This is a genomic window from Actinomycetota bacterium (assembly GCA_016700055.1).
GTDB lineage: Bacteria > Actinomycetota > Acidimicrobiia > Acidimicrobiales > Ilumatobacteraceae > Kalu-18.
On record CP064997.1, the window covers coordinates 2,407,167 to 2,432,028 of the forward strand.

Consider the following 24,862-nt stretch of genomic DNA (forward strand, 5'->3'; position numbering starts at 1 on the left):
GCTGTTAGGTTCGACTTCGGTCGACCGGCAGGGGGTGCAGGAGATGTTCGACTTGGTCATCCGAGGGGGCACGATCGTCGACGGCACAGGTGCCAGCCGTTACGTCGGCGACGTCGCCGTGCGCCGCGGGCGCATCGAGCAGGTCGCCCCGCACATCGAGGGCGAGGCGGCCGAGGTGATCGACGCCACCGGCAAGGTCGTCACCCCTGGCTTCGTCGACATCCACACCCACTACGACGGCCAGGCGACGTGGGACACCCTGCTCGACCCGTCGAGCGGCCACGGCGTGACGACGATGGTGATGGGCAACTGCGGCGTCGGCTTCGCGCCGGTGCGCCCCGGCCAGGAAGCCTGGCTGGTGCAGCTCATGGAGGGCGTCGAGGACATCCCCGGCACGGCCTTGCACGAGGGCATCACGTGGGGTTGGGAGAGCTTCCCCGAGTACCTCGACGCGCTCGACGCCCGCCAGTACTCGGCAGACATCGCCGCGTACGTCGGGCACGGGCCGCTTCGTGCCTATGTGATGGGCGAGCGCGGCGCCCGCAACGAGCCCGCCACGCCAGAGGACATCGCCGAGATGGCCCGGCTGGTGCACGAGGCCCTCGACGCCGGCGCGATCGGGTTCTCCACCAGCCGCACGCTCAACCACAAGGCGCGCGACGGCGAGCCCGTGCCGGGCACGTTCGCGGCGATGGACGAGCTCGACGGGATCGCCCAGGCCGTCGTCGCGGCCGGTGGGGCGTTGTTCGAGGTCGCGCCCCAGGGGCTCGAGTTCGACGCCCCGGTGTTCCTCGCCGAGGTCGACTGGATGGCCGAGCTCGCGCTGCGCACCGGCCTGCCGGTGACGTTCGCGATGCTGCAGAACGAGCTGAACCCGACGTCGTGGCGTGACGCGCTCGACATCGTCGACCGCACCAACGCCGCCGGAGGTCGGATGCGCCCGCAGGTGGCGGCGCGCCCGTTCGGGATGATGATCGGCTGGGCCGGCTATCACCTCTTCGCGAAACGGCCGACCTACGTCGAGCTCGCCTCGCGGCTCGGCACCGACGATCTGCTGGCCGAGCTCGCCCGTCCCGAGGTGAAGGCGAAGATCCTGGCCGAGACCGACCTCGAACCGGACCCGGCGGTGCAGTTCGACGGGATCGGGGGCTTCCTCCAGGGCTCGATCGACAAGATCTACGCCATGGGCAGCCCGCCCGACTACGAGCCCCGCGCCGACCGCACGGTGACGGCGATCGCCGCGCTGCGCGGCGTCGACCCGCTCGAGGCCGCGTACGACCTGATGAACGAGGACGGCGGCCGGGCGTTCATGATGCTGCCGTTCTTCAACTACGTGGGTGGGTCCCAGGACGCGATCTACGAGATGCTCCAGCACCCGGCCACGGTCAGCGGGCTCTCCGACGGCGGGGCCCACTGCCGGATGATCTGCGACGCGTCGATCCCGACGTACATGCTGACGCACTGGGCCCGTGACCGCTCACGAGGCCCGAAGCTCAGCCTGGAGCAGGCGGTGAAGCTGCAGACCAGCGACACTGCCGCGCTGGCCGGGCTCACCGACCGGGGCACGATCGAGTCCGGCAAACGCGCCGACCTGAACGTGATCGACCTCGCCCGGCTCACGCTCGGCTTCCCGCACGCAGTCGACGACCTGCCCGCGGGCGGGAGGCGGTTGCTGCAGGAGGCCGCCGGGTACACGGCGACCGTGGTCGCCGGGCAGGTGACCCGTCGTGACGGAGCCGACACCGGGGCTCGCCCGGGCCGGCTGGTGCGCGCCACCCACCGCTAAGCCGCCTCAGGCCCGCCACGCGGGTGACCTTGGACCGTGGCGGGGTCGGCACGACCGAGCGAGAGTGACGGGGTGGACGCGCCCTCCACGGTCCCGACGAGGTACTGGCACCTCCTCGACGACGGCCGGGTGCAGTGCGACGTCTGCCCGAGGGCCTGCAAGCTGCACGAGGGTCAGCGTGGCCTGTGCTTCGTCCGTGCCCGGGAGAGCGACCAGGTGGTGCTCACCACGTACGGCCGCTCCAGCGGGTTCTGCGTCGACCCCATCGAGAAGAAGCCGCTCAACCACTTCCTGCCCGGCTCTTCGGTGCTGTCGTTCGGCACCGCGGGCTGCAACCTGGCGTGCCGCTACTGCCAGAACTGGGACATCTCGAAGAGCCGGCAGACCGACACCCTCGCCGACGCGGCGTCACCGGAGCAGATCGCCGGCGCGGCGAGAGAGTTCGGGTGCGCGAGCGTGGCCTTCACCTACAACGACCCGATCGTCTTCCTCGAGTACGCGGTCGACGTCGCTCGCGCCTGCCAGGACGAGGGGCTGCGCACGGTCGCCGTCACCAACGGGTACATCTGCGACGAGCCGCGACGCGAGCTGTTCGAGGTGATGGACGCGGCAAACGTCGACCTGAAGGCGTTCACCGAGGAGTTCTACGTACGCACGACAGGCGCGCATCTGCAACCCGTGCTCGAGACACTCGAGTACCTGGTGCACGAGACCGGCACCTGGGTGGAGATCACCACCCTCGTCATCCCCGGCCACAACGACGGCGATGCCGAGTTGCACGCGCTGACGTCGTGGATCCACGACCGTCTCGGCACACAAGTCCCCCTGCACTTCAGCGCCTACCACCCCGACTGGAAGATGCGCGACGTCCCGCCGACGCCGCCGAGCACGCTCACCCGCGCCCGCTCGATCGCGATCGGCAACGGGTTGCGCTACGTCTACACCGGCAACGTGCACGACCTGCCCGGCGGCAGCACGGTGTGCCCCGGCTGCGGGGTGACCGTCGTCGAGCGTGACTGGTACCTGATGAAGAAGTACCTGCTCGACGGCGGCGGTGCGTGCCGGGTGTGCGGCGCCGTGGTGCCGGGCGTGTTCGACGGGCCACCTGGTGAGTGGGGCCCGCGTCGCAAGCCGGTGCGCCTCGCGCAAGGCCCGCTGCCGGTGATCGGGGTCGCACCGTGACGCTGCGTCCCGTGCCCGATCACGTGCGCCCGTGCGCTGTGGCCGGGCTCTTCTACCCGGCACGCGCGAAGGACCTGGCGGCGATGGTCGACAGGCTGCTCGACGCCGCGGCGGCGACCGAGGAGCCGCCACTTGCCGAGGCGCCGCTCGCGATCGTCGTGCCCCACGCGGGGTATGTGTACTCGGGTGCGATCGCAGCCGCGGCTTGGAGCCTGCTACGCCCCGTTCGCGAGCAGGTCGAGCGCGTAGTCGTCGTCGGCCCGGCCCACCGGGTGCCCGTGGCCGGCATCGCGACGACGAGTGCCGATGCGTTCGCGACGCCGCTCGGCATCGTCGCCGTCGACGCCGAGATGCGCTGCCTGCTCTCGAAGCACTCCGCCGTGCACGTCGACGACCGCGCCCATGCCTGCGAGCACAGCGTCGAGGTGCAGCTTCCGTTCCTGCAGCGAGCCGTCGGCGACGTAGGGATCGTCCCGCTCGTCGCCGGGCGTGCCTCGCCAGAGGTGGTCGCCGACGTGCTGCGCCCGGCATGGGAGCAGCCGCACACGGTGATCGTGGTGAGCACCGACCTGAGCCACTATCTAGACGACTGCGCCGCGCGGCTTGTCGACGCCCAGACGGCGGCGGCGATCGTCGCCGCCGACGCAGATGCGATCAAGCCGAGCGACGCTTGCGGGGCGGTGCCGTTGAGGGGCCTGCTCGCGCTCGCCTCCGCTTCGGGGGCAAGGGTGCGCAGGCTCGCCGCCGGCACGTCGGCGGACAGTGCCGGCGACCCGGAGCGGGTCGTCGGCTACGGCGCGTTCGCGATCGTCCGTTCGTGACCACACACGCCGGTCCACCTTCGGCGGTCCCGGCTGAGCTCGGCCAACCGCAGCTGGACGCGCTCGACGCACTCGCCGAGCTGGCGGCCGCGGCGGTGGTGGCCGAGGTCACCGGCGAGTGCTGGACACCGCCGGCACCGCTCGACCCCGCCCTCGGCGAACCGAGGGCGGCCTTCGTCACGCTGCGCGTCGAAGGGCGGTTGCGGGGATGCGTCGGTGGGCTGTCCGCGAGCCGAGCGCTGGCAGACGAGGTGGTCGAGCGCGCAGGCGCTGCCGCGTCGCGCGATCCGCGGTTCGCCCCGGTGCGCGCCGCCGAGCTGGACGAGCTGGAGGTGGAGGTCACCGTGATCGGCGAGCAGAGGACGCTCGCGGTGGGCGGTCACGCCGAGCTGCTCGCGGTGCTCGAGCCCGGCGTGCACGGCGTGATCGTCGAAGCGCCCGGGCGTCGGGCCACCTTGTTGCCTTCCGTGTGGGAGCAGCTGCCCGATCCCGTCGAGTTCTGCGCGGTGTTGTGGGAGAAGGCCGGCTTGCGCTCCGGGGCGTGGCCGCCCGGCATCGAGGTGCGCGTGTACACCGCGACGAGCAGCGAGCGCCGTGGTGTCCTCAGCCCTCGCTCGGGTTGAGCGTCAGCAGCACTGCCGTCACCGGACGCAGGTCGTCGGGCGCGTCGTCGGGCAGGTCGTCGACGGCGAACCAGCGCGCCCCATGGCCCGCCGACAGGCCGAGGCTGCTGTCGGCGGTGAAGCACCAGCCGACGTTCCAGTGCCGGTGCGCGGGCTCGCCGGGCGCGGCGACGTCGGTGACGTGGACGATCGCCGGACCGGGGTCGGGGAGCAGCGGGCGGACGTCGCCGGCGGTCAGGGCGGTCTCCTCGTGCAGCTCGCGCAGCGCCCCTGCACGGGTCGACTCGCCGATGTGCACATGTCCCCCCGGCGTGGCCCAGCCGAGCCGGCGGTGGCGCACCAGCAGCATCTCGCTGCGGTCGGTCGAGAACACCCACGCCGTGGCGCACACGTGACCCGGGGTCGCTTCGGCGCCGTGGCAGGCGGCGACCAGCGCGGCCCCGAGGCCGTCGGGGTCGGCATGGAGACCGCTCAGCTCGGCGGCCAGCCCGGGGTGGTGCCCGGGCACGTCGATCGTCGGGTGCGGGAAGCCCATCGTCAGCGACCGCTGACGAAGCCCATCACCTCGGCCCGGGCGGCGGGATCGGTGCGGTATATGCCGCGCACCGCGGTGGTGACGGTGAGCGATCCGAGCTTGCGGATGCCCCGCAGCGCCATGCAGCTGTGCTCGGCCTCGACCACCACGAGCACCCCTGCGGGGTCGAGCATGTCGACCATCGCGTCCGCGAGCTGGCTCGTCAGGCGCTCCTGCACCTGCAGCCGGCGCGCGTAGCCCTCGACGAGGCGAGCCAGCTTGGAGAGTCCGGTGAACCGGCCGGTGGTGCCGGGCAGGTAGGCGATATGGGCCCGGCCGGAGAACGGCAGCATGTGGTGCTCGCACATCGACGAGAACTCGATGTCACGCACCATCACCATCTCGTCGTGCTCGATCTCGAACGTGCGGCTGAGGTGCTCGTCGGGGTCCGTGAAATGCCCGGACAGCATCTCGGCCCACATGCGGGCCACGCGCGCCGGGGTGTCGACGAGGCCCTCGCGGTCGGGATCCTCGCCGATCGCTTCGATCAGCTCGCGCACCGCCCTGGCCGCCCGCTCGTGGTCGACCCCGCGCGCTACTGCCACGGTCGAAGACGCGGTCGTGGACGTGGTCGTGGACGTGGTCGTGGGCTTGGTGGAGGTGGTCGGATCGGCCGGTTCGTTCACTGGGGCTCCTGGCATCTCAATCCTGTCGTCGACAGGTGGTACCCGCGGGCGACACCGGTCACACGTCGCCTGGCGCGGCCTGCGGCCCGCGCCGGAACAGCGCGGCGAACTGCGCGTCCTCGCGTTGGCGGGCGGCGCTGGTGCGCTCGGCACGTGATGCCAGCATCAGCTCCTTCGCCACCCGGGTGGCCGACGGGTTCTGCCCGGCGATCTCGCGCGCGAGCGCCATCGCCTCGCCGAGCAGCTCGGCCGTGGGCAGGCAAGCGAGCGCGAGGCCGATCGTGACGGCTTCGGGTGCGCTCACCCAGCGCGCCGTGAACAGCAGCTCGGCGGCACGCTGCCAGCCGACGCGGTCGGCGAGCAAGGCGCTGCTCGCGGCCTCCGGTGGCACTCCGAGCTCGGCGAACGGCACCCGCAGCCGGGCGCGGTCGGCGACGAAAACGATGTCGCAGTGCAGCAACAAGGTCATCCCGGCCCCTGCACCGGCACCGTTGACGGCGGCGATCAGCGGCTTCGGAAACGTGACGAGCTGGTCGAGCAGGAGGGGAAAGCCGTCCGCGGGGCCGTCGTCGAGCGTCTCGCCGGCCGCGAGCCGAGCCATCTCCTGCAGGTCCTGGCCGGCACAGAAGACGTCGCCGGCGCCGGTGAGCACGGCGACGTGCACCGCGTCGTCCGCGGCGGCGCCGGCCAGCATGGCGCTGAGCGCGCGGTAGTGGGCCTGGTCGAGTGCGTTCTTGCGTTCCGGTCGATCGAGGGTGAGCAGGCGGACGGCACCGTGGTCGGCGACGTGGATCGGCACGCCGGCAACCTAGTTCGCGCCGGGCGGGCGCCGTCGGGCGCGCGCCGACGTCACGGGTGCTGGGAGCTGACCGCGACGACCTCGCCGGTCATGTACGACGAGTAGTCGCTCGCCAAGAAGACGATCACGTTCGCGATCTCCCAGGGTTCTGCGTACCGCCCGTACGCCTCGCGCTCGGTGAGCTCGGCGAGCAGCTCGTCGCTCGTCACCTTCGCCAGGTTGGCGTGCATGGCGAGCGACGGGGCGACGGCATTCACCCGCACGCCGCGGCGCGCGGCTTCGATCGCCGCGCAGCGGGTGAGCGCCATCACCCCCGCCTTGGCCGCGGCGTAGTGCGCCTGGCCCGCCTGTGCCCGCCAACCGAGCACCGAGGCGTTGTTCACGATCACACCCGAACCGCGCTCGTACATGTGGTTCAGCGCGGCGCGCGTGCAGCGGAACGTACCGTTGAGCGTCACGTCGAGCACCACGGACCACTGCTCGTCGGTCATCTCGTGCAACTCGGCGGTGCCGCCGAGGCCGGCGTTGTTGACGAACACGTCGATGCCCCCCAGCTCGGCTGCCGCGGCGGCCACGAGTGCCTGCACGCTCGCCTCGTCGGTGACGTCGCCGGGCACGCCGGTGATCCCCAGCTCGGCGGCGGTCTCGGCGAGGCGCCGCTCGTGGCGATCGCTGATCACCACTCGGGCGCCCTCTTCGAGGCACTTGCGCGCTGTGGCCGAGCCGATGCCACTGCCCGCGGCGGCGGTGACGAGCACTCCCTTGCCGGCGAGCAGGCCGTGGCCGGCGACGTACTTGGGGGGCACGGTGGTCATGAGGGCTCCTTCGGCAGGCCGAGCACGCGCTCGCCGAGCACGTTGCGCTGGATCTCGTTCGACCCGCCGTAGATCGTGTCGGAACGGGTGAACAAGAACAGCTTCTGCTCCAGCGTGAGCTCGTAGGGGAAATCCTCGGCGATCAGCCCGTACGGGCCGATCACGTCGATCATCAGCTCGCCGAGGTCGCGGTGCCAGGTGCCCCAGAACAGCTTCGAGATGCTCGCCTCCGGCCCGGGCACGCCTTTGCCAGACATCGAGCGGAGCGCGTTCCAGCGCATGAGCTGCAACCCGGTGTAGGCACCGACGAGCCGCTGGCGCATGACGGGGTCGGCACCGCACCCGTGGTCGCGGGCGAGGTCGATCGTCGTGCGCAGCTCACGCTCGAAACCCACCTGCTGGGCGAGCGTCGAGATGCCGCGCTCGAACCCGAGCAGGCCCATCGCCACCTTCCAGCCCTCGCCGGGAGCACCGACGGTGAGCGAGCGCTCGGTGCGGGCGTCGGTGAAGAACGTCTCGTTGAACTCGCCGCCTCCGGTGATCTGCTCGATCGGGCGCACCTCGACGCCGGGCTGGTCCATCGGGACCAGCAAGAAGGTGAGCCCCCGGTGGCGCTGTGACCCCGGTTCGGTGCGGGCGACCACGAAGCACCAGTGGCTGACGTGGGCGAGCGAGGTCCACACCTTCTGGCCGTTCACCACCCACGAGTCACCGTCGAGCACCGCCTTCGTCTGCACGTTGGCGAGGTCGCTGCCCGCGTTCGGCTCGCTGTAGCCCTGGCACCACCGCACCTCGCCGCGGCGGATGCCGGGCAGGAAGCGCGCGCACTGCTCGGGCGTGCCGTACTCGATGAGCGTCGGCGCGAGCAGGTTCTCGCCCATGTGGTTCACGCGCGCCGGCGCCTCGGCCCTCGTGTACTCCTCGGCCCAGATGATCTGCTGGGCGAGCGTCGCCGCCTGGCCGCCGTGCTCGGTCGGCCAGCCGAGCCCGATCCAGCCTGCTGCGCCGAGGAGGCGCTCCCACTCGACGCGGACGTCGAAGCCGACGTCCTCGTCGCCCGGTCCGCCGCGCCCGCGCAGCTCGGCGAACTCGCCGACGACGTGGCTCTTCAGCCAGTCGCGGGCGAGCGCGCGGAACGCCTCGCCGTCGTCGCCGAGCGAGGCGATGGATACGGCATCGGTGCCGGTCACGGGGCCGTTCGTCCTCCGCTGCGGCCGCTCAGGCGTTGGCCTGCTTCTCGGCGGCCCTCGCGGCGGCCTCGCGCATCTCTTGCACCTTCTCCAAGAAGGGCAGCTTCTCGACCCCGACCTCGCCGGGCAGCCGGGTGGCGATCTCCTCGGGCGTCCAGCGGTGGCCGGCGTGCATCTCGCGCTGCTCCGCCGGCTGGCTCCACACCGCGATCTTGTCGCCGACGACGGTGTACACCTGCCCGGTCACGTCACGGGCGGCGTCGCTCAACAGGAACACCGCCATCGGCGCCACGTCCTCGGCGTCGCCGATCTCCGCGAGGTCCATCGGCACGTTCGCGCTCATCCTGGTGCGGGCCACGGGTGCGATGCAGTTGGCGCGCACGCCGTAGCGCTCGAGGCCGAGCGCGGCGGAGTAGGTGAGCGACACGATGCCGCCCTTGGCCGCCGAGTAGTTCGCCTGCGCGGTGGAGCCGAGCGCCCACACCCCCGACGTGAACCCGATCAGCGAGCCGCCGCCTTCCTGCTTGCGCATCACGGCCGCTGCCGCGCGGTACACCGTGAACGTGCCCTTCAGATGCACGCGGACGACCGCGTCGAACTCATCCTCGCTCATGTTGAACAGCATCCGCTCGCGCAGGATGCCGGCGACGCACACCGCGCCGTCGATGCGGCCCCAGTTGTCGATCGCCGCCTGCACCACCGCCGCCCCGCCGTCCATCGTCGAGACGTCGCTCGCGACGGCGACGGCTTCGCCGCCGGCGGCGGTGATCTCGGCGACGACGCCGTCGGCGATCTCGCTCGACGGCTCCGAGCCGTCCATGCCGACGCCGTAGTCGGCGACGACCACCTTCGCTCCCGCGGCGGCGGCGTCCAGCGCGATGCAGCGCCCGATGCCCCTCCCTGCCCCGGTGATCGCGACGACCTTGTCCTGCAGGAACCGAGCCACGTCTCATCCCTCCCGCGCACGACTGCTGCGCGAAGCCGTTGGGCGTCAACGTCGGAATCTGACGCCGCGTCAGATCGTGGACGGTAGCACGGCCGGTACCGACCGCCGCCAGGCCGCAGGTGCATTTGCGAAGTCCCGGGAGAGCAGGTCTCGGTAGGGTCGCTGGACACCACCATGTCCAGCCGTGCTCTCGCCCCGTTCCGCTTCCGCGACTTCCGGCTGCGCTGGTTCGGGGCGTTCGTGTCGAACGTCGGCACGTGGATGGAGACGGTCGCCCTCGGCTACTACGTCGCCGACCTGACCGGGCGCAACACCTGGTCGGCGCTCGTGGCGGTGGCCGGCTTCGCGCCGATCGCGGTGCTCGGCCCGGTCGGGGGCGTATGGGCGGACCGCCTGCCGAAGAAGCACGTGATGATGGCGGTGGCGCTGTCACAGGCGGCGATCGCCGCCGTGCTCGCGTACGGCGTCGCCGACGGCTGGGCCGGCCCGGGGGTGATCACGCTGCTCGCTCTCCTCACCGGCGTCGCGAACGCCGTCGGCTTCCCAGCGTTCCAGGCGAGCGTGCCCGAGCTGGTGCCCGAAGAGCAGCTCGTCGCGGCCACGAGCCTGTTCGCGGTGCAGTGGAACCTCGGTCGGATCATCGGCCCGCTGGCCGCCGCGATCGCGATCGCCGTCGGGGGCATCGAGCTGGCGCTGTACGTGAACGCGGTCAGCTTCTTCGCCGTCGTGGTCGCCGTCTGGCTCGGCCCCCGCCACCCTCCGGAGCGGCGCGCGGCGCAGAAGGTGCTGGCGTCGATCAAGGAGGGGTTCCGCGTCGGCTTCACCGAGCCGGGGCTGCGGACGATGTTCCTCGCGCAGATCCTCATCGTCGGGATCACCTCGCCGTTCATCGCCTTCGTGCCGCAGATGGCGAAGAACGTGCTCGGCGGCGACGAGGTCGCCAACTCGATCATGGTCACCGGCCAGGGCGTCGGTGCGGTGGCGGCGGGTGTGGCGATGGGCTCGCTGACGCACCGGTTCGGGCCGCGCCGGGTGCTGACCACGGCGATGGCGATGCTGTGCCCGGCTTACGTGCTGTACGGGCTGGCGCCGAGCGTCGCCGCGTCTACTGCCGCACTCGTGCTGATGGGCGCGCTGTACCTGACCTGCTTCGCCTCGTTCACGGCGATCGTGCAGACCCGCGCCCCCGCGGCGCTCCGCGGCCGGCTGCTGGCGGTCAGCAACACCATCCTCGGCGTGCTGTACCCGCTCAGCTCGATCGTGCAGGGCGCGATTGCCGACCAGGTCGGCCTGCGCCAGGTGACGGTCGCCGCCGGCCTCGTGGTCGGAGGCACCCTGGCTGCCGCGGCGGTGCTGAGGCCCGACTGGTCGGCCCCGCTCGACGAGGAGCCCGTCCCGTGGCTCGAAGCGGAAGGGCTCGGCGCACCGGCGCGGCACTAGCGTGCGAGCCCATGGCCGCGACACCTGCAGGCGAGTCCTCCACCCCCGTCGACGTCAAGCCACGCAGCCGTGACGTCACCGACGGCATCCAGAAGGCCGCTGCTCGCGCGATGCTGCGCGCGGTCGGGCTGACCGACGACGACTGGGACAAGCCCCAGATCGGCATCGCCTCCTCGTGGAACGAGATCACGCCGTGCAACGTGTCGCTGCGCCGGTTGACGGCGGCGGCGAAGGAGGGCGTGCGCGCCGCCGGGGGAGTGGCGCTGGAGTTCGGCACGATCACCGTGTCCGACGGCATCTCGATGGGCACCGAGGGGATGCGCGCCTCGCTCGTCAGCCGCGAGATCATCGCCGACTCGGTCGAGGCGGTGATGCACGGCGAGCGCCTCGACGGCCTGGTGGCGACGGGCGGCTGCGACAAGTCGATGCCGGGCATGATGATGGCCATCGCCCGGCTCGACCTGCCGGGGGTGTTCGTCTACAACGGCTCCACCCTGCCCGGCTACCTGAACGGCAAGGCGCTCGACATCACGAGCGTGTTCGAGGCGATCGGCGCCTGCGCGTCGGGGGCGATCACCGAAGAAGAGCTCGGCGCGATCGAGCGCAACGCGTGCCCCGGTGAGGGTGCGTGCGGGGGGATGTTCACGGCCAACACGATGAGCTCGATCGGCGAGGCGCTCGGGCTGTCGTTGCCCGGCTCGGCTTCTCCCCCCGCCGTCGACCGCCGCCGCGAGGACGATGCCCGGCGCGCCGGCGCAGCCGTGGTCGAGATGCTGCGGCTCGGCATCCGGCCTCGCGACATCCTCACCAAGAAGGCGTTCGAGAACGCGATCGCGCTCGCGAACGCGCTCGGCGGCTCGACCAATGCCGTGCTGCACCTGCTCGCCATCGCCAACGAGGCGGGCGTGAAGCTGGAGCTCGACGACTTCAACCGCATCGCCGAGCGGGTCCCCCACATCGCCGACATGAAGCCGGGCGGCAAGTTCCACATGACCGACCTCGACCGCATCGGCGGAGTCCCGGTGGTGATGAAGCTGCTGCTCGACGCCGGCCTGGTGCACGGCGACGCGCTCACCTGCACTGGCAAGACGCTCGCCGAGAACCTCGCCGAGATCGACCCTCCGGCGGCCGACGGCGTGGTCGTCCACCCGCTCGACGCACCGATCAACACCGAGGGCGGGATCAACGTGCTGCGCGGCTCGCTGGCGCCCGACGGCGCGGTCGTGAAGGTGGCCGGGCTCACCCACGAGCAGCGCACGTTCGAGGGCGAGGCCCGGGTGTTCGACGGCGAGGACCCGGCGATGGCGGCGATCATGGGCGGCGAGATCCAGCCGAACACGGTGCTCGTGATCCGCTACGAGGGCCCGAAGGGCGGGCCGGGGATGCGTGAGATGCTCGCCATCACCGGGGCGCTGAAGGGCGCCGGCCGGGGGGCGGACTGCGCGCTCGTCACCGACGGCCGCTTCTCCGGAGGCACGTGGGGCTTCTGCATCGGCCACGTCGCGCCCGAGGCCGTCGACGCCGGCCCGATCGCGTTCGTGCGCGACGGCGATCGCATCCGCATCGACGTGCCGTCCAAGTCGCTCGACCTGCTCGTCGACCCCGACGAGCTGGCCACCCGCCGCGAGGGCTGGGCGCCGAACCCGCCCCGTTACACCACCGGCGTGCTCGCCAAGTTCGCGAGGCTGGCCCAAGGCGCCGACAAGGGCGCGATCACCAACCCCGTCTAAAAACCGCAGGTCTCGCGCCAATCTGTCAACGAACCTGCGGCTAGCGCCGTTTGGTTGACAGATTGGCGCGGAAGCTGCGGTTTGGGGTTAGCCGCGGGGGGTGGTCGGGCGGTGATGGCGGGTGGTGGGGTGGTGCTGGCGGGCGGCGATGGCATTGGCGATGGCCCGCCAGCCGACCAGCAGCGCCCCGAGGACGATCGCGGCGACGATCACGAAGCTGGCCGCGGTGCTGCGATCCCACGCGAAGCGGCGCAGCAGCATGCCCGCAGGGACGGTGACCGCCCATACGGCCAGCCCGGTCGTCACCGCCAGCGGGCTGCGGGCAGCGCGGGTGAGTGCCCAGCCGAGCACGAGCCCGACGAGGAACGGCGCCGCGACCCCGAGGATGCCGGTGACGGAGTTGGCCTCGTCGTGGCTGCGTCGCCCGAAGGCCACGAAGACGACCACCGCGGCGACGTCGGCCAGGGCGGCCAGCGCCGCTGTTCGGTTGGCCCCGCGCATCAGGCGTTGTCGTAGTACTCGCGGCCGAGGTGGGTGATCTGGTCTTCGCCCATCATCCACCGCAACGTGTTCTGCAGCTTGGCGAGCTGCACGAACAGGTCGTGTTCGGGATAGAGCCCCGGCGCCACCTGGGGGCTCTTGTAGTAGAAGCTCAGCCACTCCTGGATGCCGCCCAGCCCGGCACGTTGGGCGAGGTCGGAAAAGAGCACCAGGTCGAGCGCGAGCGGGGCGGCCAGGATGGAGTCGCGGCAGAGGAAGTCGACCTTGATCTGCATCGGGTACCCGAGCCAGCCGAAGATGTCGATGTTGTCCCACCCCTCCTTGTTGTCGCCGCGCGGGGGGTAGTAGTTGATGCGCACCTTGTGGAAGACGTTGCCGTAGAGCTCGGGGTGCTGATCGGGGTGGAGGATGTGCTCGAGCACGCCGAGCTTGGACTCCTCCTTGGTCTTGAAGCTCTCCGGGTCGTCGAGCACCTCGCCGTCGCGGTTGCCGAGGATGTTCGTCGAGTACCACCCGGACAGCCCGAGCAGGCGTGCCCGCAGCATCGGCGCGAGCACCGTCTTGATCAGCGTCTGGCCGGTCTTGAAGTCCTTGCCGCTGATCGGGATGTTGTGCTCGGTGGCGAACTGGCGCAGCACGGGAGTGTCGACGGCGAGGTTGGGGGCCCCGTTCGCGAAGGGGACGCCTTCCAGCAGTGCGGCGTACGCGTAGAGCATCGACGGTGCGATCGTCGGGTCGTTCGCGTCGATGGCGGCCTCGAAGTGCTCGAGGTCCATGTGCGCCGGCCCGGGCTCGATGAAGATCTCGGTGCTGGCGCACCAGATCATCACCACCCGTTCCAGCGAGTTCCGGTCGCGGAAGGCGTTGATGTCCTCGCGGATCGCTTCGAGCATCGCCCGCTTCGAGATCGCGCCCTTGGTGTTGGAGGAATCGATGTTCTTCACGTACGCGCGGTCGAACGCGGCGGGCATCGGGCGGATGTCGCGCATCGTGTCGGCGATCGCCTCGACGTGCTTGGGCCCCTCCAGCACACCGGCCCGGGTGGCGGCGACGTAGGCGTCGTCGGGGAACGGGTCCCACGCCCCCCACACGATGTCGTCGAGCGAAGCGAGCGGGACGAAGTCCTTCACCAGCGGGTTGCGGTTGTCGGTGCGCTTGCCGAGGCGGATGGTGTCCAACTGCGTGAGCGAGCCGATCGGACTGCCCATGCCCCGCTTGACCAGCTCGACACCGGCGATGAGGGTGGACGCGACGGCACCGAGGCCGACCGTCAGGACTCCGAGGGGGCCTGCGGCCGGCGCGATCGAGGGTGTGGGCGGGGTGGTCATGGCGTCGACAGGCTAGGCGCTCGGTAGCTGGGCCGCGCCTACGATCGAGCCCCGTGGCCCCCACCCCGTCTGCTGACGCTCCCGCCGAAGATTTCGCCCGTACCCCCGGTGGCGCGGTGCTGATGGACGGCAACCGGTTGCGTGACGAGATCGTCGCCGACCTGCGGGCCACCGTCGTTGCGGCCGGTTCGCCGCCGGTGTGCCTCGCGACGGTGCTCGTCGGCGACGACCCGCCGAGCCAGCGGTACGTGCGCAGCAAGCACGCGCAGGCGGCCAAGGCGGGGATGCAGAGCCGCAGCGAGGTGCTGGCGGCCACGGCGAGCCAGGCCGAGGTCGAGCAGGTCGTCGGAGCGCTCGTCGAAGACCCCGCGGTGCACGGCATCCTCGTGCAGGCGCCGCTGCCCGACGGGCTCGACTTCGACGCCGTGCTGCGCCTCGTCCCTGCCGACAAGGACGTCGACGGGCTGACCGAGGCCTCGCTCGGCCGGCTGATGAGGAGCACGCCGGGGCACATCGGCTGCACCCCCCTCGGCGTGCTGCGCCTGCTGGAGCGCTACGGGGTGGCCGTCTCGGGCCGGCGGGCGGTGATCGTCGGGCGCTCGACCCTCGTCGGGCTCCCCCTCGCCGTGCTGCTCGCCCGCAAGGGCATCGACGCCACCGTCACCCTCGCCCACAGCCGCAGCGGAGACCTCGTCCCCATCTGCCGCGAGGCCGACATCCTCGTCGCCGCCGCCGGCCACGCGGGGATGGTCACGGCCGCGCACGTCAAGCCCGGTGCGGCGGTGATCGACGTCGGTGTCTCCCGCACCCACGCGGGCATCGCGGGTGACGTGTTGTTCGACGAGGTGCAGGCGATCGCTTCGGCGATCACGCCGATGCCGGGCGGCACGGGGCCGATGACGGTCGCGTGCCTGCTGCAGAACACCCTGGCCGCGGCCCGCCTGCAGGGTGCCTTCCCTGGCTGAGACGGCCGGGTTGAGTTGCCCGAGCCGTGCGGCCCTGGCAGACTGCACGGCGATGCCCGCCCGCGACCTGCTCGTAGTAATCGTGTAAGACGTACCCGGCCCCACTCGCCGCGTGCGTCCCCGACCTCCCTCGACGGGAGGTCGTCTTCTTTTTCAGGCTCTTTGTCCCTCGCCACACCAGGAGATCCACCCATGAAGATCACCGGGGCCCAAGCCCTGATCCGAGCGCTCGAGATGGAGGGCGTCGAGGTCATGTTCGGCCTGCCCGGCGGCTGCATCCTGCCGGCGTACGACCCGCTGCTCGACTCGTCGATCCGCCACGTCCTCGTGCGTCACGAGCAGGGCGCGGGGCACATGGCCGAGGGCTACGCGCACGTCACCGGCCGCCCAGGGGTGGCGATGGTCACCTCCGGCCCGGCGGCGACCAACATGGTGACGCCGCTGATGGATGCGTACATGGACTCGGTCCCGATGGTGTGCATCACCGGCCAGGTGGGCACCGCGGCGATCGGCACCGACGCGTTCCAGGAGTGCGACACCGTCGGCATCACCCGGTCGGTGACCAAGCACAACGAGCTGGTGATGTCGGGCGACGACCTGCCGCTCGTCATCCGTCAGGCGTTCCACATCGCCACCACCGGACGCCCCGGCCCGGTGCTGGTCGACGTGCCGAAGGACGTCTTGCAGAACCAGATGACGTGGAACTGGCCGACCGACGACGACGTCGCCTCCAGCCTGCCCGGCTACCGGCCGACGACGAAGGGCCACCCGCGGATGGTGAAGGAGGCGGCGCGCATGATCCTCGCCGCCGAGCGCCCCGTCATCTACGCCGGCGGCGGCATCTTGAAAGCGCGAGCCGCCGACGCGTTGCGTGAGCTGGCCGAGCTCGGCGACATCCATGTGGTGACCACACTGATGGCCCGCGGCGTGCTTCCCGACGACCACCCGCTCTGCCTCGGCATGCCCGGCATGCACGGCAACGCCACGGCGGTGACGGCGATGCAGAAGAGCGACCTGTTGATCACGCTCGGTGCCCGCTTCGACGACCGGATCACCGGCAAGGTGGCCACGTTCGCCCCCGACGCGAAGGTGATCCACGTCGACATCGACCCCGCGGAGCAGGGCAAGGTGCGCCGCCCCGACGTGCCGATCGTCGGTGACGCCCGGTTGGTGATCGAAGAGATCGTCCGGGCGATGAAGGACATGCTCGCCGGCGGGGCCGCTCAGGCGGACACGTCCGCGTGGAAGAGCAGGCTCTCCGGCTGGCGTGAGCAGTTCCCGCTCACTTACGACGAGAGCGAGCCGGGCGACGCACTGAAGCCCCAGTTCTGCCTGGAGCAGCTGCGCGACGGCGCGCCGGAGGGGACGATCCTCGTCTCCGGCGTCGGCCAGCACCAGATGTGGGCGTCGCAGTTCTGGCGCTTCGACGAGCCGTACACGTGGGTCAACTCCGGTGGCCTCGGCACGATGGGCTTCGCGGTGCCGGCCGCGATCGGCGCCAAGGTGGGCCGCCCCGAGCGCACCGTCTGGGCCGTCGATGGCGACGGCTGCTTCCAGATGACGGCGCAGGAGCTCGTCACCGCGACCGTGGAGCGCATCCCGGTCAAGGTCGCGATCTTGAACAACTCGTACCTCGGCATGGTGCGCCAATGGCAGGAGCTGTTCTACGAGGAGCGCTACAGCGAGGTCTACCTCTCCCCGGACGTGCCCGACTTCGTGAAGTGGGCGGAGTCGATGGGCTGCGTCGGGATCCGGGTGGAGAGCCCCGAAGAGGTGGCCCCCGCGATAGAGAAGGCGAACTCGATCGACGACCGCTCGGTGGTGGTCGACTTCCGCGTCGACGCCCGAGAGAAGGTGTTCCCGATGGTGCCCGCCGGCCAGTCGAACGACGATCTGATCCTTCATGGATCACAGATGGACCGCAAGGAGCTGTTGAGATGACCGCTGTCAACCCCTTCGGCGGGCACTCGCCGACACACCACATCTTGTCGGTGCTGGTGCAGAACCGCCCTGGCGTCCTGGCGCGGGTGGCGTCGCTGTTCGCCCGACGCGGCTACAACATCTTCTCGCTCGCCGTCGCGCCGACCGAGAACGCGGACCAGTCACGGATCACCATCGTCGTCGACGTCGAGTCCACCCCGCTCGAACAGATCGTCAAGCAGCTCTTCAAGCTGATCGACGTGGTGAAGATCTCCGAGCTCGACCCGCGGCGCTCCGTGGAGCGTGAACTGCTGCTGGCCACCGTGCGCGTGCCCCCCGAGGAGCGCGGGCAGGTGGTCGAGCTGACGACGATCTTCGAGGGCAAGATCCTCGCCGTCGGCGTCGACGCGCTGACCGTGTCGCTCGAGGGGCACCCCGACAAGCTCGACGACTTCGAGGAACTGGTGCGCGGCTATGGCATCGTGGAGTTGCAGCGCACCGGTCGGGTGGCGCTGCCCAAGCTCGATCGTGAGGCGCGCTTGCGCGCCGTCAAGGGAAAGGCAGGCTGATGGCAGCCAACGTGTACTACGAGAACGACGCGGATCCCTCGCTGATCCGTTCCCGCAAGGTCGCCATCGTCGGCTACGGGTCGCAGGGGCACGCGCACGCGCTGAACCTGAAGGATTCCGGAGTCGACGTGGTCGTCGGCCTGCGGGAGGGTTCGTCGTCGGTTGCGAAGGCCGCCGCGCAGGGTCTGCGCGTGATGTCGATCGACGACGCCGCCGCGTACGCCGACGTGATCATGATCCTCGCCCCCGACACCGAGCAGAAGCGCATCTACGACGAACACATCGCCGCGCACATGACCCCCGGCAAGGCGCTCGCGTTCGCGCACGGGTTCAACGTGCGCTTCGGGCGGATCGCCCCGCCGGCGGGCTGCGACGTGATCATGATCGCCCCCAAAGGCCCCGGGCACCTCGTGCGGCGCACGTACACAGAAGGTGGCGGCGTGCCGGCGCTGATCGCCGTTGCCCAGGACGCCACGGGCCAGGCGAAGGCGGTGGCGATGTCCTACGCCGACGCGATCGGCGGCAGCCGGGCCGGAGTGATCGAGACCACGTTCCCGGAGGAGACCGAGACCGACCTGTTCGGTGAGCAGGTGGTGCTCTGCGGCGGGCTGACCGCGCTCGTGCAGGCCGGGTTCGAGACGCTGACCGAGGCCGGATACGCGCCGGAGATGGCGTACTTCGAGTGCCTCCACGAGGTGAAGCTGATCGTCGACCTGATGTACGAAGAGGGCATTGCCGGCATGCGGTACTCGATCTCCGACACCGCCGAGTACGGCGACCTCACCCGCGGGCCGCGGATCATCACCGACGAGACCAAGGCCGAGATGCGCAGGATCCTCGATGAGATCCGCAGCGGCCAGTTCGCCGACGAGTGGATCGCCGAGAGCGAGTCGGGTCGCGACAACTACCACCGGCTGCAACAGCGCGGCAAGGATCATCCGATCGAGGCCGTCGGTGGGCGGCTGCGTTCGATGATGCCGTGGATCTCCGCCGGCAAGACCAAGGTCGCCGACGCCTCCGGGGGCTGATCTCCGACCGATTAATCCCGACTTGCTCAGTCGGGAATAGGTGGCTAGTTTGATCCCTCGTCGTCGAAGCGAGGGGAGCCGTTGTGTCGAACGAGTGGGGTTTCGAGACCCGCCAGATCCACGTGGGCGGTGAGCCGGATCCGGCCACCGGCGCGCGGACGACGCCGATCTACCAGACGACGAGCTACGAGTTCCGCGACTCGGCCCACGCCGCCAACCTGTTCGCCCTCGCCGAGGTCGGCAACATCTACACGCGCATCATGAATCCCACTCAGGGTGCGCTCGAGGCCCGGCTCAACTCGTTGGAGGGCGGGGTCACCACCGCGATCGGGCTGCCGGGGACGCTCGTCGTCTCCTCTGGGCAGTCGGCCGAGCTCCTTGCCCTGCTCACCCTGGCCGAGGCCGGTGACCACATCGTGGCCTCGCCGTCTCTGTACGGGGGCACCTACAACCTGTTCCACTACACGCTGCCCAAGCTCGGGATCGCCGTGGACTTCGTCGACGACCCCGACGACCTAGGTCAGTGGAAGAGCGCGGTGCGCCCGAACACGAAGGCGTTCTTCGGTGAGACCCTCGCCAACCCGAAGAACGACATCTTCGACATCGAAGGCGTGGCCTCCGTCGCCCACGAGGACGGGATCCCGCTGATCATCGACAACACTGTTCCCACTCCCTACGGCATCCGCCCGCTGGAGTGGGGGGCAGACATCGTCGTGCACTCCCTCACCAAGTTCATCGGCGGCCACGGCAGCTCGATCGGCGGGTCGATCACCGACGGCGGCACCTTCGACTTCGCCGCCTCGGGGCGCTTCGCGAACTTCACCGAGCCCGACCCGAGCTACCACGGGCTCCCGTACTGGCCGGCCCTCGGCCCGGGATCGTTCATTCTGAAGGCCAGGGTGCAGTTGCTGCGTGACCTCGGCATGGCGGTATCGCCGTTCAACGCCTGGTTGTTCCTGCAGGGTCTCCAGACGCTGTCGCTGCGCATGGACCGGCACTGGGAGAACGCGTACAAGGTGGCTCGGTTCCTGGAAGGCCGCGACGAGGTCGAACAGATCTTCTACCCGGGCCTGGAATCGAGCCCGTGGCACGATCGGGCGAAGCGGTACTTCCGGGGCAAAGGCTTCGGCTCGGTGCTCGCGTTCGTCATCCGCGGCGGGCGTGAGGCCGGCCAGCGGTTCACCGACGCACTCGAGCTGCACAGCCACGTGGCGAACATCGGCGACGTGCGCAGCCTCGTGATCCACCCCGCCTCGACCACCCACAGCCAGCTCACCGAGGAAGAGCAGGCTGCTACCGGGGTGTACCCGGGCCTGGTGCGGCTGTCGGTCGGCCTCGAGGCGATCGACGACATCCTCGCCGACTTGGAAGTGGGCTTCCAGGCCGCCAAAGCCTGACCCGGCGCTGACGCACGCTGCGCGGTCGCCCGCCCACCCACAGCTACTCGGCGCGAAACCGCAGGTATCGCGCCAATCTGTCAACGAACCTGCGGCTCGCGCACTTCCGTTGACAGATTGGCGCGGAAGCTGCGGAAGCTACGAGTTGGGGTCGGGGTTGGGGGGGTCGTCTTCGCGGCGGTCGCGGAGGTAGCGCTCGAACTCTGCCGCGAGGTCGTCGCCGGAGGGCAGCGTCTCGTCGGGGCGGCGGCGGTCGTACTCGATCTCGAGCATCCGCACGAACGCCCGGGCCCCGTCGTCGGCTTCGACCGCGGCGTCGTGGAGGGTGCGCCAGCGGGCGATCTCCCCGGCCAGCTCGCTGTGGCGGGTAGGGACGCCGAGCACCTGTTCCAGGCGGCGCAACAGTGCAGCTGCCGACTGGGGGTGCTTGGTCGACGCCAGGTAGTGGGGGACGCCGACGCGCAGCGACACCGCTGGCAGGCCCTCACGCTCGAACCGCTCCTGTAGCACCCCGGCGATACCGGTGATCCCCTGGTAGGTGGGACGCTGCAGGCCGAGGCTCCGCGCAAGCGACTCGTCGGTGGTGCTGCCGACGACGGTCGGCTCGCGCGTGTGGGGGATCGGCTCCGCCGCCGCGCCGACGGTGACGACGGCCTCGCACCCGAGGCGCCGGTACGCGGTGACCACGCAGTCGCCGAACGAGCGCCACCTCACGTGGGGCTCCGTGCCGATCAGCACCACGAGGTCGTGTGACGCGTCGGGGAAGCGGATCGCGACCAGCTCGTTCGACGGCCAGCGCAGGTACCGCTCGCCGTCCTCGTCGAGGCCGACCTCGGGGCGCTCCTGAGTGAAGTCGTAGAACGGGTCGGGGTCGATCGCGCCGACAACCTCGACGCCCCGGCCGCTCGCCAACCAGGCGAGGGCCGCAGTTGCGGCCTGGCCGACGTCGAACCAGCCCCTCATGGCGACGAGCAGCACCGGGCGGTGCAAGGCGGCGGACGGCCCCGTCCACTGCAGCGTCTCGTCGACCTGCACGCGCTCAGACCTGCAACGCCTCGACGACGGCGTCGATGCAGTGGGTCAGGCGTTCGACGTCGTCGGGGTCGATCGCGGGGAACATGCCGATGCGCAGTTGGTTGCGGCCGAGCTTGCGGTAGCTGTCGGTGTCGACGATGCCGTTCGCGCGCAGGGCCGCGCACACCTCGCCCGCGTCGGCGCCGCCGTCCGCGCCGGTGGCGAGGTCGATCGTGCCGACGACCTGGGAGCGCTCGGCGGCCTCGGCCACGAACGGGTTCGCCCACGACCGGGCCGCGGCCCAGCCGTACAAGGTGTCGGAGGATCGGCGCGAGCGGGCGTTCGCCCAGGCGAGCCCGCCGTTCGCGAGCATCCACCGCACCTGCTCGTCGAGCATCACGAGCGTCGCCACCGCCGGCGTGTTGTAGGTCTGGTCTGCGCGGCTGTTGGACAGCGCGATGCCGAGGTCGAGCGACGCCGGCACCCAACGCCCACTCGCCGCCAGGCGTTCGATCCGCTCGACCGCGGCCGGCGAGCAGGCCGCCACCCACAGCCCGCCGTCGGAGGCGAAGCACTTCTGCGGGGCGAAGTAGTAGACGTCGACCTGTGCCGGGTCCCACAGCAGCCCGCCGGCCGCCGACGTGGCGTCGACGAGCACCAAGGCACCGCCGGGTCCCGACGGTCGGGTGAGGGGCATCATCACGCCGGTCGACGTCTCGTTGTGGGTGAGCGCGTATGCGTCGACGTCGGGCTCGACGACCGCCACGGGGTGGGTTCCCGGTGCGCTCGCCACGACCACCGGATCGGAGATGTGCGGCGCGGCGGCGGCCGCGGTGGCGAACTTCGAGGAGAACTCGCCGAACACCAGGTGCTGGCTGCGGCGCTCGATCAGGCCGAACGTGGCCGCGTCCCAGAACAGCGTCGAGCCGCCGTTGCCGAGCATCACCTCCCAGCCGTCGGGCAGGGCGAACAGCTCGCGCAGACCGGCGCGCACCGAGCCGACGAGCGACTTCACCGGCGCCTGGCGGTGCGACGTCCCGAGCACGGTCGTGGAGACGGCCGACAGCGCGGCCACCTGCTCGGGGCGCACCTTGGACGGCCCACAGCCGAAGCGGCCGTCGGCAGGCAGCAGCTCGCGCGGGAGACGGATCGTGAGGGGGTCCACGAGGGTCACTGTGACAGCATGGCAGCCATGTCCGCCGCCCCCCAACGGAATCGAGTATCCGCGCGCCTCGGCGCGATCCAAGAGTCGGCGACCCTTGCCGTGGACGCCAAGGCGAAGGCTCTCCAGGCCGCGGGCGAGAGCGTGATCGGCTTCGGAGCCGGCGAACCGGACTTCCCCACCCCGGCGCACATCGTCGCCGCCGCGGTCGCCGCTTGCCAGGATCCGCGTTACCACCGCTAACACCCCGGCCGCCGGCCTGCCCGAGCTACGCGAGGCGATCGCCGCGAAGACCGCTCGCGACAGCGGTTTCGCGTGCTCGGCGGCGCAGGTGCTGGTGACGAACGGCGGCAAGCACGCGGTGTTCACGGCCTTCGCCGCGCTCTGCGACCCCGGCGACGAGGTCATCTGCCCAGCCCCCTACTGGACGACGTATCCGGAGGCGATCGCCTTGGCCGGCGGCGTGCCGGTGGTGGTCGACACCACCGCCGAGACCGGCTTCCGGGTGAGCATCGACCAGCTCGAGGCCGCCCTCACGGCGCGCACGAAGGTGCTGCTGTTCGTCTCGCCGGACAACCCCTCCGGTGCCGTGTACCCGCCCGAAGAGGTCGCCGCGATCGGCCGGTGGGCGGTGGAGCGCGGCGTCTGGGTGGTGACCGACGAGATCTACGAGCACCTCACGTACGGCCCCCACCGCTTCGCGAGCATGCCCACCCTGGTACCCGATCTCGCCGAGCAGTGCGTGATCGTCAACGGCGTGGCGAAGACATACGCCATGACGGGCTGGCGGGTGGGTTGGATGATCGGCCCCCCCGACGTGATGAAGGCGTCGATCAACTTCCAGAGCCACGCCACCTCGAACGTCGCGAACGTGTCGCAGGTCGCCGCCCTTGCCGCGGTCAGCGGCGACCTCACTGCGGTGGCGACGATGCGCGAGGCGTTCGAGCGGCGCGGGCAGGCGATGCACCGCATGCTGAACGACATCCCCGGAGTGACGTGCATCGAACCGCAGGGCGCGTTCTACTGCTTCCCGGACATGTCCGGGCTGCTCGGGCGCCCGCTCGCCGGAAAGGCGGCGAGCTCGACGCTGGAGCTCGCCGAGCTGATCCTCGCCGAGGCCAAGGTGGCGATCGTGCCGGGCGAGGCGTTCGGCCTGCCCGGCTACGCGCGGTTCTCGTTTGCTCTCGGCGATGCCGACCTGGAAGAGGGCGTGCGCCGCGTCGCCGAGCTGGTCGCGCGCTCGTGAACGACCTTTCGGGTTCGACTCGATCGAGCTCGACTGGCTGCGTGCCAAGCCGGGCAAGAAGTGGCAGCGCACCCCCGGTGCCCTCGCCGCCTGGGTCGCGGACATGGACCTACCCCCGGCCCCGGTGATCGTCGAGCGGCTGCACGCAGTGGTCGAGGCCGGCGACTTCGGCTATCCCAACTGGCGAGGTGTGGGGGCGGGCACACCGCTGCGTGAGTTGTTCGTCGACCGCGCGGCGCGGCGCTACGGCTGGGAGATCGGCGACGTCCACGAGCTGCGCGAGTTCTGCGACGTCATGCAGGCCGTCCTCGCGGTGCTGCACCTGTGCACCGAGCCCGGCGACGGGGTGATCCTGCACACTCCCGCCTACCCGCCGTTCTTCGAGGCGATCGCGGCGACGCGCTGCCGTCCCGTCGAGCTCCCTCGCCGCGTCGAGCAGGCGCCCGGCGGAAGCCGGTTCGCGTTCGATGTCGACGCGTTGGAGCAGCGCCTCCGTGACGAGCCGGCCCGCGTGCTGCTGCTGTGCAACCCGCACAACCCGACGGGTCGGGTGTTCACCCGCGACGAGCTGGCGCGCCTGGCCGATCTCGCCGAGCGTCACGACCTGCTGATCGTTGCCGACGAGATCCATGCCGACCTGACGTACCCGCCGCTCGCCCACGTGCCGATCGCGTCGCTCGGCCCGCAGGTGGCGGCGCGCACCGTCACGCTGCACAGCGCGTCGAAGGCGTTCAACCTGGCCGGGCTGCGCTACGCGGTGGCCCACGTCGGGGCGCCGTGGGTGCGCGACCGTCTCGCCCAGGTCCACAGCCACATGTTCGGGGCGATGAACCTGTTCGCGGTAGAGGCGACGACGGCCGCGTGGTCGCTCGGCGACGAGTGGCTCCAGGCGGTTGTCGCCCACCTCGACCGCAACCGCAGGCTGCTGGCCGATCTGCTCGGCGCGCATCTGCCCGACGTGGCCTACACGCCCCCGGATGCCACCTACCTCGCCTGGCTCGACTGCCGACTCCTCGCGCTGGAGGGTCAAGGGCTGGGCGACGACCCGAGCCAGCACTTCCGCCGCCACGGGATCGACCTCAGCGCCGGCCCCGACTTCGGCGCCCCAGGTGCCGGGCACGTGCGGCTGAACATGGCCACGTCCGCGGCGGTGCTGGCCACGATCGTCGAGGCGATGGCCGCGTCGCTCACTGGTTGACC

The 24,862-nt window shown here is 70.9% G+C and carries 22 protein-coding genes and 1 pseudogene; 13 read left to right on the forward strand and 10 right to left on the reverse strand.

Going from position 1 to position 24,862, the window contains the following annotated elements; all coding sequences use genetic code 11:
* Positions 1-43: 43 nt before the first annotated feature.
* The 4 genes from IPM43_11640 to amrA all read left to right on the forward strand — a co-directional run bounded on the left by IPM43_11640 (position 44) and on the right by amrA (position 4,412).
* Complete coding sequence (locus tag IPM43_11640; GenBank protein ID QQS24066.1) at positions 44-1,786, forward strand: amidohydrolase family protein; 1,743 nt, start codon at positions 44-46, stop codon at positions 1,784-1,786.
* Between the two features lie 72 nt (positions 1,787-1,858).
* Positions 1,859-2,968: an AmmeMemoRadiSam system radical SAM enzyme gene (gene amrS / locus IPM43_11645; protein QQS24067.1), complete on the forward strand. Its 1,110-nt coding sequence runs from the start codon at positions 1,859-1,861 to the stop codon at positions 2,966-2,968.
* A gap of 11 nt (positions 2,969-2,979) precedes the next feature.
* Complete coding sequence (gene amrB / locus IPM43_11650; GenBank protein ID QQS26444.1) at positions 2,980-3,789, forward strand: AmmeMemoRadiSam system protein B; 810 nt, start codon at positions 2,980-2,982, stop codon at positions 3,787-3,789.
* Positions 3,786-4,412, forward strand: coding sequence for an AmmeMemoRadiSam system protein A (amrA, locus tag IPM43_11655; protein ID QQS24068.1), 627 nt, complete (start codon positions 3,786-3,788; stop codon positions 4,410-4,412). The genes amrB and amrA overlap by 4 nt, the downstream gene beginning before the upstream one ends.
* On the opposite strand, the gene IPM43_11660 is transcribed toward amrA, so the two are convergent.
* Genes IPM43_11660 through IPM43_11685 form a run of 6 tightly spaced genes read right to left on the reverse strand, consistent with a single transcriptional unit; the run spans position 4,393 to position 9,362 of the window.
* Positions 4,393-4,947 (reverse strand): NUDIX domain-containing protein, encoded by a 555-nt coding sequence (locus tag IPM43_11660; GenBank protein QQS24069.1) that lies wholly within the window; start codon positions 4,945-4,947, stop codon positions 4,393-4,395. The genes amrA and IPM43_11660 overlap by 20 nt on opposite strands.
* A 2-nt stretch (positions 4,948-4,949) precedes the next feature.
* Positions 4,950-5,627 carry a GTP cyclohydrolase I FolE gene (folE, locus tag IPM43_11665; GenBank protein ID QQS24070.1) on the reverse strand — a complete coding sequence of 226 codons (678 nt, stop codon included), beginning with the start codon at positions 5,625-5,627 and terminating at the stop codon, positions 4,950-4,952.
* A gap of 43 nt (positions 5,628-5,670) precedes the next feature.
* A complete protein-coding gene (locus tag IPM43_11670; GenBank protein ID QQS24071.1) occupies positions 5,671-6,411 on the reverse strand; it encodes an enoyl-CoA hydratase/isomerase family protein in 741 nt (246 codons plus the stop codon).
* Between the two features lie 50 nt (positions 6,412-6,461).
* The gene (locus tag IPM43_11675) at positions 6,462-7,226 is read right to left on the reverse strand and encodes an SDR family oxidoreductase (protein ID QQS24072.1); all 765 of its coding nucleotides are present in this window, start codon (positions 7,224-7,226) and stop codon (positions 6,462-6,464) included.
* On the reverse strand, positions 7,223-8,392 hold the full coding sequence (locus IPM43_11680) for an acyl-CoA dehydrogenase family protein (protein ID QQS26445.1): 1,170 nt from the start codon (positions 8,390-8,392) through the stop codon (positions 7,223-7,225). The genes IPM43_11675 and IPM43_11680 overlap by 4 nt, the downstream gene beginning before the upstream one ends.
* Positions 8,393-8,444: 52 nt before the next feature.
* On the reverse strand, positions 8,445-9,362 hold the full coding sequence (locus IPM43_11685; GenBank protein ID QQS24073.1) for an SDR family oxidoreductase: 918 nt from the start codon (positions 9,360-9,362) through the stop codon (positions 8,445-8,447).
* Positions 9,363-9,536: 174 nt separating this feature from the next.
* Here IPM43_11685 and IPM43_11690 point away from each other — a divergent pair, with 174 nt between their 5' ends.
* Positions 9,537-10,802: an MFS transporter gene (locus tag IPM43_11690; GenBank protein ID QQS24074.1), complete on the forward strand. Its 1,266-nt coding sequence runs from the start codon at positions 9,537-9,539 to the stop codon at positions 10,800-10,802.
* An 11-nt stretch (positions 10,803-10,813) separates the two neighbouring features.
* Positions 10,814-12,532: a dihydroxy-acid dehydratase gene (gene ilvD, locus IPM43_11695; protein ID QQS24075.1), complete on the forward strand. Its 1,719-nt coding sequence runs from the start codon at positions 10,814-10,816 to the stop codon at positions 12,530-12,532.
* Positions 12,533-12,619: 87 nt separating this feature from the next.
* On the opposite strand, the gene IPM43_11700 is transcribed toward ilvD, so the two are convergent.
* Positions 12,620-13,033: a DUF3054 domain-containing protein gene (locus IPM43_11700; GenBank protein ID QQS24076.1), complete on the reverse strand. Its 414-nt coding sequence runs from the start codon at positions 13,031-13,033 to the stop codon at positions 12,620-12,622.
* Complete coding sequence (locus IPM43_11705) at positions 13,033-14,361, reverse strand: inositol-3-phosphate synthase (protein QQS24077.1); 1,329 nt, start codon at positions 14,359-14,361, stop codon at positions 13,033-13,035. Before IPM43_11705 ends, IPM43_11700 begins: the two co-directional genes overlap by 1 nt.
* A 122-nt stretch (positions 14,362-14,483) precedes the next feature.
* Between IPM43_11705 and IPM43_11710 the strand changes: the two genes are divergently transcribed.
* The 5 genes from IPM43_11710 to IPM43_11730 all read left to right on the forward strand — a co-directional run bounded on the left by IPM43_11710 (position 14,484) and on the right by IPM43_11730 (position 20,240).
* Complete coding sequence (locus IPM43_11710; GenBank protein QQS24078.1) at positions 14,484-15,326, forward strand: bifunctional 5,10-methylenetetrahydrofolate dehydrogenase/5,10-methenyltetrahydrofolate cyclohydrolase; 843 nt, start codon at positions 14,484-14,486, stop codon at positions 15,324-15,326.
* A gap of 192 nt (positions 15,327-15,518) precedes the next feature.
* Entirely contained in the window at positions 15,519-17,267 is a 1,749-nt protein-coding gene (locus IPM43_11715) for an acetolactate synthase large subunit (GenBank protein ID QQS24079.1), read from the forward strand.
* Positions 17,264-17,815, forward strand: a complete 552-nt coding sequence (gene ilvN, locus IPM43_11720) for an acetolactate synthase small subunit (GenBank protein ID QQS24080.1) — start codon at positions 17,264-17,266, stop codon at positions 17,813-17,815. Before IPM43_11715 ends, ilvN begins: the two co-directional genes overlap by 4 nt.
* Positions 17,815-18,843: a ketol-acid reductoisomerase gene (ilvC, locus tag IPM43_11725; protein QQS24081.1), complete on the forward strand. Its 1,029-nt coding sequence runs from the start codon at positions 17,815-17,817 to the stop codon at positions 18,841-18,843. Before ilvN ends, ilvC begins: the two co-directional genes overlap by 1 nt.
* 83 nt (positions 18,844-18,926) lie before the next feature.
* Entirely contained in the window at positions 18,927-20,240 is a 1,314-nt protein-coding gene (locus IPM43_11730) for a bifunctional o-acetylhomoserine/o-acetylserine sulfhydrylase (protein ID QQS24082.1), read from the forward strand.
* A 138-nt stretch (positions 20,241-20,378) separates the two neighbouring features.
* Here the strand turns inward: IPM43_11730 and IPM43_11735 are convergent, their stop codons facing one another.
* Positions 20,379-21,275, reverse strand: a complete 897-nt coding sequence (locus IPM43_11735) for a PAC2 family protein (protein ID QQS24083.1) — start codon at positions 21,273-21,275, stop codon at positions 20,379-20,381.
* A 4-nt stretch (positions 21,276-21,279) separates the two neighbouring features.
* On the reverse strand, positions 21,280-22,419 hold the full coding sequence (locus IPM43_11740) for a phosphoserine transaminase (protein QQS24084.1): 1,140 nt from the start codon (positions 22,417-22,419) through the stop codon (positions 21,280-21,282).
* 27 nt (positions 22,420-22,446) lie between these two features.
* Here IPM43_11740 and IPM43_11745 point away from each other — a divergent pair.
* Positions 22,447-23,662, forward strand: a pseudogene (locus IPM43_11745) (pyridoxal phosphate-dependent aminotransferase).
* Positions 23,607-24,860: an aminotransferase class I/II-fold pyridoxal phosphate-dependent enzyme gene (locus tag IPM43_11750; protein ID QQS24085.1), complete on the forward strand. Its 1,254-nt coding sequence runs from the start codon at positions 23,607-23,609 to the stop codon at positions 24,858-24,860. Before IPM43_11745 ends, IPM43_11750 begins: the two are co-directional and overlap by 56 nt.
* Positions 24,861-24,862 lie beyond the last annotated feature (2 nt).

What these genes read in the sequence shown, in the direction of transcription:
- IPM43_11640 (QQS24066.1), top strand. Translation starts at nt 44, where the DNA reads ATGTTCGACTTGGTCATCCGAGGGGGCACGATCGTCGACGGCACAGGT.
- IPM43_11660 (QQS24069.1), bottom strand. Translation starts at nt 4,947, where the DNA reads ATGGGCTTCCCGCACCCGACGATCGACGTGCCCGGGCACCACCCCGGG.
- folE (QQS24070.1), bottom strand. Translation starts at nt 5,627, where the DNA reads ATGCCAGGAGCCCCAGTGAACGAACCGGCCGATCCGACCACCTCCACC.
- IPM43_11675 (QQS24072.1), bottom strand. Translation starts at nt 7,226, where the DNA reads ATGACCACCGTGCCCCCCAAGTACGTCGCCGGCCACGGCCTGCTCGCC.
- IPM43_11690 (QQS24074.1), top strand. Translation starts at nt 9,537, where the DNA reads ATGTCCAGCCGTGCTCTCGCCCCGTTCCGCTTCCGCGACTTCCGGCTG.
- ilvD (QQS24075.1), top strand. Translation starts at nt 10,814, where the DNA reads ATGGCCGCGACACCTGCAGGCGAGTCCTCCACCCCCGTCGACGTCAAG.
- IPM43_11700 (QQS24076.1), bottom strand. Translation starts at nt 13,033, where the DNA reads ATGCGCGGGGCCAACCGAACAGCGGCGCTGGCCGCCCTGGCCGACGTC.
- IPM43_11705 (QQS24077.1), bottom strand. Translation starts at nt 14,361, where the DNA reads ATGACCACCCCGCCCACACCCTCGATCGCGCCGGCCGCAGGCCCCCTC.
- IPM43_11710 (QQS24078.1), top strand. Translation starts at nt 14,484, where the DNA reads ATGGACGGCAACCGGTTGCGTGACGAGATCGTCGCCGACCTGCGGGCC.
- IPM43_11715 (QQS24079.1), top strand. Translation starts at nt 15,519, where the DNA reads ATGAAGATCACCGGGGCCCAAGCCCTGATCCGAGCGCTCGAGATGGAG.
- ilvN (QQS24080.1), top strand. Translation starts at nt 17,264, where the DNA reads ATGACCGCTGTCAACCCCTTCGGCGGGCACTCGCCGACACACCACATC.
- ilvC (QQS24081.1), top strand. Translation starts at nt 17,815, where the DNA reads ATGGCAGCCAACGTGTACTACGAGAACGACGCGGATCCCTCGCTGATC.
- IPM43_11750 (QQS24085.1), top strand. Translation starts at nt 23,607, where the DNA reads ATGCCGACCTGGAAGAGGGCGTGCGCCGCGTCGCCGAGCTGGTCGCGC.